Here is a 13,281-nt window from a genome sequence, read left to right as displayed (position 1 = left end):
TTGGAGACCCCGGAGTGTGGCGCAAACGCGCAGCGCCAGACAAACCCGGCTTCAAATCAGCGTCCAGCCCGGGCCTTCCGCTGCTGGCGCGGCGGCGGTGGAGGCTTGAGCCGCAGCGTCAGGCTGGGGTTTTTCGTCGTCCCGCGTCAGGGGCAAAGGGCCCATGGCGCGGCCGTAAATGCGGCGTATGCGCTGTTCCAGGGTGGGGTGCGAGTCGAGCCAATGGGCCACCGGGCCGGTTTCGTTGGACACCAGCAGCAGGTGTTGCACCATGGAGCCAATGCGGCTGGTGACCACGCCATCGCGCTGCTGGCTCAGAATCTTGCGCAACACGCCACCCAGTCCATCGCGGCTGCGGGTCCATTGCACGGCTCGCGCGTCGGCCAGGTATTCGCGCTGGCGCGACACAGCGGCCTGCAGCGCGTGCCCCGCCAGCCAACCCAGCCAACCCGCAGCCATGATGGCCAGGCCCAGCAAAGCCGCAGCCATGCGGCGGTCTTTCACATCGGGCTCAAACAGATGCTGGCCCATGCGGTAGAGCATTTCCAGACCAAACACCATGCCAATAAGCCGCATGTTGAGCCGCGTATCGCCTTCTCGGATGTGGCTGAATTCATGGGCCACCAGGCCCTGCAGTTCATCGCGCGACAACAACTCCAGCGCGCCCCGCGTCACGGCTACCACCGCGTCATCTTCGTCCCAGCCCGCCGCAAAGGCATTGATGCTCGGGTCGCGTGCAAGCACCATGGCCTGCGGGCGCTTCATGCCGGAGGACACGGCCATTTCTTCCACGATGTTGCGAAAGCGTTGCTCGTCAAAGTCGCTTGATGGCTGCACCGGGCGAGCACCCATTTGCTCGGCCAGACGCTGGCCGCCGCCGTCGGCCAGGCGCGAGGTTTCCACCCACCAGCCACCCAACACAAACAGCAACACCACGCCAGTGTTGACGGCAAAGAAGTGGCGGGGAAACCGCATCTCGCCGGGTGTCCAGAAGCCCCAGGTCAGGCCCCAGGCCACGGCCAGGGCCGCGTTAATGGCCACCACCAACAGCAGCACCGTGAGCACAAACGCGAGCAACAGCTTGCGCGTTTCGCCCCGTGCTTCGCGCTGCGACTCAAATATCAGCACCACAACCCCTCAGGGCAGACGGTGACATGCCCGAGGACACCGCCGAGCCCGCTTTGCCAGAGGGCCAGTGCCTCCCCCGAGGGGGTGACGGGCGCAGCCCGGCCCGGGCACAGATCAGAAAACAACCTTCACCACCTGGCGCTCGGCTTCGTTGCTGGTGGACGCCAGCATCGCCTGCGCCGTGAAGTTGAACAGCCGGGCCACGATGAGGGTCGGGAACTGGGCGGCGGCGTCGTTGAATTCGAGCACGTGGTCGTTGTACGCCTGGCGGGCAAAGCCGATGCGGTTTTCGGTGCTCGCCAGCTCTTCGCTCAATTCGCGCATGGTCTGGTCGGCTTTCAGATCGGGGTAGGCCTCAGCCACGGCAAACAAGCGGCCCAACGCACCGCCAAGCAGCTGCTCGGCACCCGCCAACGCGCCCAGCGCACCCGCATTGAGCGGGCTGCCCGCAGCGGTTTGCTCGGCGGCACGGGCCTGGTTGCGCGCGGCGATCACCGCCTCCAACGTCTGCGCCTCATGGGCCAGGTATTTGCGCGCCACCTCCACAAGGTTGGGGATCAGGTCGTACCGGCGCTTGAGCTGCACGTCGATCTGCCCAAAGGCGTTGGCGATGGCATTTTTCAGCCGCACAAGGCGGTTGTAAGCGCCCACCGCCCAGAAAAACACCAGCAGGCCCAGGGCCAGAAAGATCCACAGCGCAGCAGACATGAGGGCAACTCCTTCAGGGTCGGTCGTTTCGCAAGCGAGGGCAATATACCCCAGGGCCTTGCGACCGCTGCGTGATGCAAACCAGCCAAAGGCATAAAAAAAGCCCCCGACCGGATGGTCGGGGGCTTTTGAGGGTCAGGCGGTGAGCCTGTCCGCCATGGCCGCTTTATTCAGCGGCATCGCTGCCGCTGGACACCTCGGCGTGGTCAGCCTGGTCGGCCGCCAGCGACAGGGCGTCGGCTTCGGAAATGGCGCGGCGCTCTTCGTCGTCCATCTTTTCCTTGACCTTGCGTGCCTCGTGGTAAGCCATACCGGTACCGGCCGGGATCAGACGACCCACGATCACGTTTTCCTTCAGGCCACGCAGCTCATCGCGCTTGCCCATGATGGCCGCTTCGGTCAGCACGCGGGTGGTTTCCTGGAAGGAAGCCGCGGAGATGAACGAGTCGGTCGACAGGGAAGCCTTGGTGATACCCAGCAACACGTTGCTGTAGGTCGCGGGGATCTTGCCTTCGGCGCGCAGGGCGTCGTTGGTGTTCAGGATCTCCGAGCGCTCCACCTGCTCGCCAGCAATGTAGGTGGAATCACCCACGGCGTCGACGATCACGCGGCGCAGCATCTGGCGAACGATCACCTCGATGTGCTTGTCGTTGATCTTCACACCCTGCAAACGGTAAACGTCCTGCACTTCGTCCACGATGTAGCGCGACAGGGCTTCGATACCCAGCAGACGCAAGATGTCCTGCGGATCGGCCGGGCCGTCCACCACGCTCTCGCCCTTGTTGACCACCTGGCCTTCGTGCACCAGGATGTTCTTTTCCTTGGGGATGAGATCGTCCCAGACCTTGCCTTCGGGATCGGTGATCTGCAGGCGAACCTTGCCTTTGGTTTCCTTGCCGAACGACACGGTACCGGTCATCTCGGCCAGCATGCCCTTGTCTTTCGGCGAGCGGGCTTCAAACAGCTCGGCCACACGCGGCAGACCGCCGGTGATGTCGCGCGTCTTCTGGCCTTCGACCGGGATGCGGGCCAGCACGTGGCCTGGGCCCACTTCCTGGCCGTCGCGCACTTCGAGCAGGGAGCCGATAGGGAAGCCCACCGTCACCGAGTGGTCGGTGCCGGGGATCTTCACTTCGTTGCTCTGCGCGTCCAGCAGCTTGACCAGCGGACGCACCACCTTGGTCGAACCGCGATGCTTCGGATCGATCACCACCAGCGAGGACAAACCGGTCACGTCGTTGACCTGCTTGGCCACGGTGAGGCCTTCTTCCACGTTCTCGAACTTCACCTGACCGGCGAACTCCGTGATGATGGGTCGGGTCAGCGGGTCCCAGTTGGCCAGCACGGCGCCGGCCTTGATGGCCTGGTCGGCCTTGACGGCGAGGATGGCACCGTAAGGCACCTTGTGGCGCTCACGCTCGCGACCAATGTCGTCGTGGATGATGATTTCGCCGGAACGGGAAATCACCACCAGTTCGCCTTTGGTGTTGGTCACGTAACGCATGGTGGCGTTGAAACCGATCGAACCGGTGGACTTGGCTTCCACGCTGGAGGCCACCGCCGCACGCGACGCGGCACCACCGATGTGGAAGGTGCGCATGGTCAGCTGGGTACCCGGCTCACCGATCGACTGTGCAGCGATCACACCCACGGCTTCACCGATGTTCACCAGGCCACCACGGCCCAGATCGCGGCCATAGCACTTGGCGCAAATACCAAAGCGGGTTTCGCAGGTCAGCGCGGTGCGAACCTTGACTTCGTCCACACCGGCGGCTTCGAGCTCGTCCAGCATGTCTTCGTCCATCATCTGGCCAGCCGGCACCATGACGGCGCGGGTCTCTGGGTGAATCACTTCCTCGGCCGTGGTACGGCCCAAGATGCGGTCGCGCAGCGACTCGATCACTTCACCACCTTCAACAATGGCGCGCATCACCGTGCCATTGGTGGTGCCGCAGTCCTGGTGGTTGACCACCAAGTCTTGCGTCACGTCCACCAGACGGCGCGTCAGGTAGCCCGAGTTGGCCGTCTTCAACGCCGTGTCGGCCAAGCCCTTGCGGGCGCCGTGCGTCGAGATGAAGTACTGCAACACGTTCAGACCTTCACGGAAGTTCGCCGTGATGGGGGTTTCAATGATGGAGCCGTCGGGCTTGGCCATCAGGCCGCGCATGCCGGCGAGCTGGCGAATCTGCGCTGCAGAACCGCGGGCGCCCGAGTCGGCCATCATGTAGATCGAGTTGAACGACTCCTGGTCCACCTCGTTGCCGTGGCGGTCGGTGGTTTTTTGCTTGGCCAGCTGGGCCATCATCACCTTGGAGATTTCGTCACCGGCCTTGCCCCAGATGTCCACCACCTTGTTGTAGCGCTCGCCTGCGGTCACCAGACCGGAAGCGTACTGCTGGGCGATCTCTTTCACTTCCTTCTCGGAGCGCTCGATGATGGCGGGCTTCTCTTTGGGCACCAGCATGTCGTCCACCGCGATCGAAATACCCGCACGCGTGGCCAGACGGAAACCGTTTTGCAACAGCTTGTCGGCGAACACGACGGTTTCTTTCAGACCGCACTTGCGGAACGCGGTGTTGATCAGCTTGGAGATTTCCTTTTTCTTCAGCGGCTTGTTCAGCACGTCGAAGGGCAGGCCCTTGGGCAGGATCTCGGACAGCAGCGCACGGCCCACGGTGGTGTCCACCAGGGAAATGAACGGCGTGAATTCGCCCGTGGCCTTGTCCAGCGTGTACTGCTGCAGTCGCACGCTGATCTTGGCGGTGATCTCCACCGCGCCGTTGTCCAGCGCGCGTTGCAGCTCGGCCAGATCGGCAAAGATCATGCCCTCGCCCTTGGCGTTGATGCGGTCGCGGGTGGCGTAGTACAAGCCCAGCACCACGTCTTGCGACGGCACGATGGAGGGCTCGCCAGAGGCCGGAAACAAGATGTTGTTCGACGCCAGCATCAGGGTGCGGGCTTCGATCTGCGCCTCCACCGACAGCGGCACGTGAACAGCCATCTGGTCACCGTCGAAGTCGGCGTTGAAGGCCGCGCAAACGAGCGGGTGCAGCTGAATGGCCTTGCCTTCGATCAGGATGGGCTCAAACGCCTGGATACCCAGGCGGTGCAGCGTCGGTGCGCGGTTCAGCATCACCGGGTGCTCTTTGATCACCTCTTCCAGGATGTCCCACACCACGGGCGTGCCGGCTTCCACTTCTTTCTTGGCAGCCTTGATGGTGGTGGCAATGCCACGCTGCTCCAGCTGGGCAAAGATGAAGGGCTTGAACAATTCGAGGGCCATCAGCTTGGGCAAGCCGCACTGGTGCAGCTTGAGCGTTGGGCCGACCACGATGACCGAACGGCCCGAGTAGTCGACGCGCTTGCCCAGCAAGTTCTGGCGGAAACGACCACTCTTGCCCTTGATCATGTCGGCCAGCGACTTGAGCGCGCGCTTGTTGGCGCCCGTCATGGCCTTGCCGCGGCGGCCGTTGTCGAGCAACGAGTCCACAGCTTCCTGCAACATGCGCTTTTCGTTGCGCGCGATGATTTCAGGGGCCTTCAACTCCAGCAGGCGACGCAGGCGGCTGTTGCGGTTGATGACGCGGCGGTACAGGTCGTTCAGGTCGGAAGTGGCAAAGCGGCCACCGTCCAGGGGCACCAGCGGACGCAGGTCCGGCGGCAACACCGGCAGCACGTCGAGCACCATCCACTCGGGCTTGATGCCCGACTTCTTGAAGGCTTCCAGCACTTTCAGGCGCTTGGCGTTCTTCTTGATCTTGAGTTCGGAGCCGGTCAGGTCGTTGCGCAGCTTGTCGATCTCGATTTCGAGGTCGATGGCCTGCAGCAATTCCTTGATGCCTTCGGCGCCCATCTTGGCAATGAATTCGTCGCCGAATTCCTTGCGCTTGGCGTCGTAGTCGTCCTCGGTCATGATCGCGAATTTCTTCAGCGGGGTCATGCCTGGATCAACGATCACATACGCTTCAAAGTACAGCACGCGCTCGATGTCGCGCAGCGTCATGTCCAAGATCAGACCCAGGCGCGAAGGCAGCGACTTCAAGAACCAGATGTGGGCGCAAGGTGCGGCCAGGTCGATGTGACCCATGCGGTCACGGCGCACTTTGGTTTGCGTGACTTCAACGCCGCACTTCTCGCAGATGACACCGCGGTGCTTCAGGCGCTTGTACTTGCCGCACAGACATTCGTAGTCCTTGATGGGACCAAAAATCTTGGCGCAAAACAGGCCGTCACGCTCAGGCTTGAAGGTGCGGTAGTTGATGGTTTCGGGCTTTTTGACTTCGCCAAAAGACCACGAACGGATTTTCTCGGGCGACGCCAAGCCGATGCGAATGGCATCGAAATGCTCGTCGGGCGTGAACTGCTTGAACAGGTCGAGCAAGGATTTCATGTGAATTTCCTTAAAGAAACAGAGACAACGAAAGAGGAGCGAAGTGACCTAAACCCAGAACACCGCGGAACCGGCTTTGCCGGACCGCAGGTGTTGCCCCCTTGAGGGGGTGACGTGCCGCAAGTGCGGCGCGGGGGTGGGTTTGTAATCAGCTTCTCTCCAGTTCGATGTCGATACCCAGCGAGCGGATTTCCTTGACCAGCACGTTGAACGACTCGGGCATGCCCGCTTCGATCGAGTGCTCGCCCTTGACGATGCTTTCGTACACCTTGGTGCGGCCCTGCACGTCGTCGGACTTGACGGTGAGCATTTCCTGCAAGATGTAGGAAGCGCCATAGGCTTCCAGCGCCCACACTTCCATCTCGCCGAAACGCTGACCACCAAACTGTGCCTTGCCGCCCAGCGGCTGCTGCGTGACCAGGGAGTAAGGGCCGGTCGAACGGGCGTGCATCTTGTCGTCAACCAGGTGGTGCAGCTTCAGGAAGTGCATGTAGCCCACGGTGGTCTTGCGCTCGAAAGCGTCACCCGTGCGGCCGTCGTACAGCTGCGCCTGGGTGCGGGTCTCGGTCAGGCCCTTCTTGGCGGCGATGTCGTCCGGATACGCCAGCTTGAGCATGGCGCGGATCTCGTCTTCCGAGGCACCATCAAACACCGGCGTGGCAAACGGTACGCCACTGGTCAGGTTTTGCGCCATCTCGAACACATCGGTATCGCTCAGTTCGGACAAGGTCTCTTTCTTGCCGGCCTGGTTGTAGATGGTGTCCAGGAACGCACGCAGTTCGGTGGCTTTGGCCTCGGCCTGCAGCATGTCACCGATGCGCTGGCCCAAGCCTTTGGCGGCCCAGCCCAGATGCACTTCCAGCACCTGACCCACGTTCATGCGCGAAGGCACGCCCAGCGGGTTCAGCACGATGTCGGCAGGGGTGCCGTCGGCCATGTAAGGCATGTCTTCGACCGGAACGATCTTGGACACCACACCCTTGTTGCCGTGGCGGCCGGCCATCTTGTCACCAGGCTGCAGGCGGCGCTTGACCGCCAGATACACCTTGACCATCTTGAGCACGCCCGCAGGCAATTCGTCGCCTTGGGTGAGCTTCTTGCGCTTCTCTTCAAAAGCCAGGTCGAAGCTGTGGCGCGTCTGTTCCATGGAGTTTTTGATCGACTCCAGCTGGGCAGCCACGTCGTCTTCCGAAGGACGGATGTCAAACCAGTGGTACTTCTCGACGTCGTCCAGGTAGGCCTTGTCGATCTTGGTGCCCTTGGACAGCTTCTTGGGGCCGCCATTGGCGACCTTGCCGATCAACAGTTTCTCGATACGGTCAAACGCGTCGGCTTCCACGATGCGCAGCTGGTCGTTCAGGTCCAGGCGGTAGCGCTTGAGCTCGTCGTCAATGATCTGCTGGGCACGCTTGTCGCGCGTGATGCCTTCACGGGTGAAGACCTGCACGTCGATCACGGTGCCTTGCGAGCCCTGGCCCACGCGCAGCGAGGTGTCTTTCACGTCGCTGGCTTTTTCACCAAAGATGGCGCGCAGCAGCTTCTCTTCTGGCGTCAGCGTGGTCTCGCCCTTGGGCGTGACCTTGCCCACCAGCACATCGCCAGGCAGCACTTCAGCGCCCACGTAGATGATGCCGGAGTCGTCCAGGCGGTTGAGTTGCAGCTCGGCCAGGTTGGGAATGTCGCGGGTGATTTCTTCCGCGCCCAGCTTGGTATCACGCGCCATGACCACCAGTTCCTCGATGTGGATCGAGGTGTAGCGGTCTTCGGCAACCACGCGCTCCGAGATCAGGATCGAGTCTTCGAAGTTGTAGCCGTTCCAGGGCATGAAGGCGATCAGCATGTTCTGGCCGATCGAGATTTCACCCAGATCGGTCGAAGCGCCGTCGGCGATCACGTCACCCTTGCCCAGCTTGTCGCCCTTTTTGACGATGGGGCGCTGGTGGATGTTGGTGTTCTGGTTGGAACGCTGGTACTTGATGAGGTTGTAGATGTCCACGCCCACTTCACCGGCTACCGCTTCCGCGTCATTCACGCGGATCACGATGCGGGTGGCATCGACGTGGTCGACCACGCCACCACGCTTGGCCGTCACCACGGTGCCGGAGTCGATCGCGGCGACGCGCTCGATACCGGTGCCCACCAGCGGCTTTTCAGGACGCAGCACGGGCACAGCCTGGCGCGACATGTTGGCACCCATCAGCGCGCGGTTCGCGTCGTCGTGCTCCAGGAACGGCACCAGCGAAGCGGCCACCGACACGATCTGCGCCGGCGACACGTCCATGTACTGGATGGTGTCGGCCGGGGTCAGGATCGACTCGCCCTTTTCACGGGCGGAGATCAGGTCACCGGTCAGACGGCCTTCGGCGTCCAGCGTGGCGTTGGCCTGCGCAATGACGTACTTGCCTTCTTCGATGGCCGACAAATAGTCGATCTGGTTCGTCACCTTGGCATCGACCACCCGGCGGTACGGGGTTTCAATGAAACCGTACTCGTTCAGGCGGGCATACAAGGCCAGCGAGTTGATCAGACCAATGTTTGGACCTTCAGGCGTTTCAATGGGGCAGACACGACCGTAGTGGGTCACGTGCACGTCACGCACCTCAAAGCCAGCGCGCTCGCGCGTCAGGCCGCCCGGGCCAAGAGCCGACACGCGGCGCTTGTGGGTGATCTCGGCCAGCGGGTTGGTCTGGTCCATGAACTGCGACAGCTGCGAGGCGCCGAAGAACTCTTTCAAGGCCGCGGAAATCGGCTTGGAGTTGATCAGGTCGTGCGGCATCAGCGGCTCTTGCTCGGCCTGGCCCAGACGCTCTTTCACGGCCTTCTCGATGCGGGCCAGACCGGTGCGGTACTGGTTTTCGGCCAGTTCGCCGACGCAACGCACGCGGCGGTTGCCCAGGTGGTCGATATCGTCGACTTCGCCACGGCCGTTGCGCAGGTCCACCAGAATCTTGACCACGGCCAGGATGTCTTCGTTGGACAGCACCATGGGGCCGGTCGATTCGTCGCGGCCGGCACGGGCGTTGAACTTCATGCGGCCCACGCGCGACAGGTCGTACGTGTCCGGGTTGTAGAACAGGCGGTGGAACAGCGCCTGCACCGCGTCTTCGGTCGGCGGCTCGCCGGGACGCATCATGCGGTAGATGGCCACACGGGCGGCGAACTCGTCAGCGGTCTCGTCGCTGCGCAGGGTCTGCGAAATGTAGGCGCCCTGGTCCAGTTCGTTGGTGTAGAGACACTGCAGGTCCTGCACACCCGCGGTGCGCAGCTTTTTCAGCAGGGCTTCGGTCAGCTCTTCGTTGGCCTTGGCAATGATCTCGCCGGTGTCGGCGTCCACAATGTTGCGGGCTACCACGCGGCCGATCATGAAGTCTTCGGGCACGCTGATGTGCGTGGTGCCGGACTGTTCCATTTCACGGGTATGGCGCACGGTGATGCGCTTGTCCTTGGCCACCACCACTTTGCCCGACTTGTCGGTGATGTCAAAACGGGCCACTTCACCGCGCAAGCGCTCGGGCACAAAGGCCATCTGGGCGCCGCTGTCCATCAGACGGAAGTGGTCGTTGACGAAGAAGTTGGCCAGGATGGTTTCCGGCGTCAGGCCAATGGCTTTCAGCAGGATCGTGACCGGCATCTTGCGGCGGCGGTCAACGCGGAAGAACAAGATGTCTTTCGGGTCGAACTCGAAGTCCAGCCAGGAGCCGCGGTAAGGAATGATGCGTGCCGAGAACAGCAACTTGCCGGAACTGTGGGTCTTGCCCTTGTCGTGCTCAAAGAACACGCCGGGCGAGCGGTGCAGCTGCGACACGATGACGCGCTCGGTGCCGTTGATGATGAAAGAACCTTTGTCGGTCATCAGGGGCACTTCGCCCATGTAGACCTCCTGCTCTTTCACTTCCTTGATCACCTTCGACTGGTTGGTCGACGACTCGCGGTCGTAAATGATCAGCTGCACGCGGGCGCGCACGGCGGAGGCAAAGGTCAGGCCACGGGTCTGGCATTCGCGCACGTCAAACGCTGGCTTGGCCAGGTTGTACTCCACGAACTTCATCTCGACAAAACCGTTGTGCGAGACGATGGGGAAAGCGGCTTCAAACGCGGCCTGCAGGCCCTCGTTGGTGCGCTTTTTGGGCGCTGAGTCCGCCTGCAAGAACGCGGTGTAAGCGTCCTTTTGCATCTGCAAGAGGTAAGGAATCGCGATGACAGTTTCGCGGGTGCCAAAACTCTTTCGGATGCGTTTGCGTTCGGTGTATGAATAATTCGATGCTGAGGCCATGAGATCTCCGGGCTTGAGGTCTGCGGCGACTGTCTTGCCTACCGGGCGCATCAAACGCTCGGTGACATGCTTGGTGGCTGGCCTCTACCAACCATTGGCGGACGGCCTGTGCATTGCACACAGGCCCGAACCAAGTCGTCTTCTGCAGTCGGGGTCAGAAGACACTCAAAAATACTTCTTGGATGTTTTTCACGAGCCGGCAGGCCGTTGAGAAACCGGTTCAGAAGCCGATTTTTGGGTGTGCTCTGAAAGCACCAAAGGCTGGAGGCTCTTTCGAGCACTCCAGCCCCTGAAGGGAACCGAATTACTTCAGTTCAGCCTTGGCACCGGCTTCCACCAGTTTCTTCATGGCGGCTTCGGCGTCGGCCTTGGCAATGCCTTCTTTCACGTTCTTGGGTGCGCCGTCGACCAGGTCTTTGGCTTCTTTCAGGCCCAGGCCGGTGATTTCGCGAACGGCCTTGATGACGGAGACCTTGTTGGCGCCGGCTTCCAGCAGCACAACGTTGAACTCGGTCTTCTCTTCAGCAGCAGCAGCGGCACCGCCACCAGCAGCAGCAGGAGCGGCCATGGCGGCAGCGCTCACGCCAAACTTCTCTTCGATGGCTTTCACCAGGTCGTTGAGTTCCATGACCGTCATGCTGTCCAGCGCGGTCAAAAATGCGTCTTTATCGAATGCCATTTTGATTTCCTAACAATTGGTTTAAACGAACGTGCCGTGCATCAAGCAGCGGCAGCGTCTTCTGCCGGTGCGGCGGTCTCGGCTGCAGGTTCTGCAGCAGCTTCTGCCGGTGCGGCAGCGCCTTCGCCTTTTTTCGCGGCCAGTGCGCCCAGCACAACGGCCGTACGCGACATGGGCGACATCAGCAAGCCACACAGCTGTGCCAACAACACTTCTTTCGAAGGGATGCTTGCGAGCTTCTTAACGCCTTCGACGTCCAGGACTTTCCCACCGTAAACGCCACCGCGAATGACCAACTTGTCGTTGGTTTTCGCGAAGTCGGCCACCACTTTCGCGGCAGCCACAGCGTCTTCAGAGAAGCCATAGATCAACGGACCGGTCATCTGGTCAGCGGCCACTTCAAATGCGCTACCAGCCACGGCACGGCGGGCCAGGGTGTTTTTCAACACGCTCAGGCTGACACCGTTGCTGCGGGCTGTGACGCGCAGTTTGTCCATGTTCGCGACCGTGATGCCACGGTATTCCGCCATCACGAGCGTTTGAGCTTTAGCGGCGAGGCTGGTCACTTCGGAAATGACCGCTTCTTTCTCACTGCGATTCAGACTCAAGGTCTACTCCTTAAATGTGCTTGCGGCCCAACGGCCTTCAGCACGCCTCATTGCAGCGACCAACTGTTTCGGGAATCTTGTTCCATCTGCAGCGGGATCGCCATCTGCGTTGGCTTGTCACAATTAAGTCAATCCGCGCCCCTGGAGGCACCGTTCAACACCAACGGTCTTGGATGGCTCTGGGGCCAGGCAGTCAAGCCGCCAAACCCCAGACCCACCACACCCAGGCAACCCGTCCGTTGACGGGGCACCCGAATTTTCTTCAAGCGATCAGGCCGAGATGGATTGCATGTCGACGCGAACGCCCACACCCATGGTCGACGAAACCGCCACTTTGCGCAGGTAAACACCCTTGCTGGTAGCTGGCTTGGCTTTGGTCAGCGCGTCCAGCAAGGCCACCAGGTTGCCCTGGAGCTTGTCGCTGTCGAACGAACGGCGGCCAATGGTGCCATGCACGATACCGGCTTTGTCCACACGGAACTGCACCTGGCCAGCCTTGGCGTTGCGCACCGCTTGAGCGACGTCAGGCGTCACGGTACCCACCTTGGGGTTGGGCATCAGGCCACGTGGGCCCAGGATCTGACCCAGGGTACCCACAACGCGCATGGCGTCAGGCGAAGCGATGACCACGTCGAAGTCCATCTTGCCAGCCTTGATGTCGGCGGCCAGATCGTCCATACCGACGATGTCAGCACCGGCGGCTTTGGCTTCTTCGGCCTTGGCGCCTTGGGCGAACACAGCCACGCGCTTGGTCTTGCCGGTGCCGTTGGGCATCACGACGGCGCCACGCACCACCTGGTCCGACTTCTTGGCGTCCACGCCGAGCTGGATCGCCACGTCGATGGACTCGTCAAACTTGGCGTTGGCGCAGTCTTTGATGATGGCCAGCGCGTCGGTCAGCGCGTACAGCTTCATGCTGTCAACCTTGCCGGCAAAGGCTTTCTGTTTTTTGGTCAGCTTGGACATTTACACACCCTCCACAATCACGCCCATCGAGCGGGCCGAACCGGCGATGGTGCGCACAGCGGCGTCCACATCGGCAGCGGTCATGTCTTTCATCTTGACCTTGGCGATCTCTTCGAGCTGAGCACGGGTGATCTTGCCAACCTTCTGCTTGTTGGGCACAGGCGAACCCTTGTCCAGCTTGATAGCCTTCTTGATCAGGGTCGTCGCAGGCGGCGTCTTGATGATGAAGGTGAAGCTCTTGTCTGCAAAGGCCGTGATGACCACGGGCAACGGCAGACCGGGCTCAACGCCTTGGGTCTGGGCGTTGAACGCCTTACAGAATTCCATGATGTTCAGTCCGCGCTGACCCAGCGCTGGACCGATTGGTGGGGAAGGGTTGGCCTTACCAGCTGGCACTTGCAGCTTGATGAAACCGACGATTTTTTTCGCCATGGTTTTGCTCCTGCGAGTCCAAGCGGCTGCAAACTGCAGCCTCCTCGCGGCTTTCGGCCCGAATCACAAAAATACCAACAACCGCTTCGGGCCGACC

8 protein-coding genes are annotated in these 13,281 nt (G+C 61.5%); all 8 read right to left on the bottom strand.

Features of this window, described 5'->3' with window-relative positions:
- Nucleotides 1-51 precede the first annotated feature (51 nt).
- On the bottom strand, nt 52-1,128 hold the full coding sequence (locus AC0GNR_RS15245) for a M48 family metalloprotease (protein ID WP_472901774.1): 1,077 nt from the start codon (nt 1,126-1,128) through the stop codon (nt 52-54).
- A 114-nt stretch (nt 1,129-1,242) separates the two neighbouring features.
- A complete protein-coding gene (locus AC0GNR_RS15240) occupies nt 1,243-1,836 on the bottom strand; it encodes a LemA family protein (RefSeq protein ID WP_472901756.1) in 594 nt (197 codons plus the stop codon).
- Nucleotides 1,837-2,002: 166 nt separating this feature from the next.
- The gene (gene rpoC, locus AC0GNR_RS15235) at nt 2,003-6,226 is read right to left on the bottom strand and encodes a DNA-directed RNA polymerase subunit beta' (protein ID WP_472901755.1); all 4,224 of its coding nucleotides are present in this window, start codon (nt 6,224-6,226) and stop codon (nt 2,003-2,005) included.
- Nucleotides 6,227-6,374: 148 nt separating this feature from the next.
- Complete coding sequence (gene rpoB, locus AC0GNR_RS15230) at nt 6,375-10,499, bottom strand: DNA-directed RNA polymerase subunit beta (protein ID WP_472901754.1); 4,125 nt, start codon at nt 10,497-10,499, stop codon at nt 6,375-6,377.
- A 304-nt stretch (nt 10,500-10,803) separates the two neighbouring features.
- The gene (gene rplL, locus AC0GNR_RS15225) at nt 10,804-11,178 is read right to left on the bottom strand and encodes a 50S ribosomal protein L7/L12 (RefSeq protein ID WP_472901753.1); all 375 of its coding nucleotides are present in this window, start codon (nt 11,176-11,178) and stop codon (nt 10,804-10,806) included.
- 41 nt (nt 11,179-11,219) lie between these two features.
- Complete coding sequence (rplJ, locus tag AC0GNR_RS15220) at nt 11,220-11,786, bottom strand: 50S ribosomal protein L10 (protein WP_472901752.1); 567 nt, start codon at nt 11,784-11,786, stop codon at nt 11,220-11,222.
- Between the two features lie 270 nt (nt 11,787-12,056).
- Nucleotides 12,057-12,752 carry a 50S ribosomal protein L1 gene (gene rplA, locus AC0GNR_RS15215; protein ID WP_472901751.1) on the bottom strand — a complete coding sequence of 232 codons (696 nt, stop codon included), beginning with the start codon at nt 12,750-12,752 and terminating at the stop codon, nt 12,057-12,059.
- Nucleotides 12,753-13,184, bottom strand: a complete 432-nt coding sequence (gene rplK, locus AC0GNR_RS15210; RefSeq protein ID WP_304838858.1) for a 50S ribosomal protein L11 — start codon at nt 13,182-13,184, stop codon at nt 12,753-12,755.
- Nucleotides 13,185-13,281 lie beyond the last annotated feature (97 nt).

Source organism: Hydrogenophaga sp. LT287, assembly GCF_055702805.1.
The sequence above is the reverse complement of the archived record's forward strand: the minus strand, read 5'-3'. Positions and strand labels throughout refer to the sequence as shown.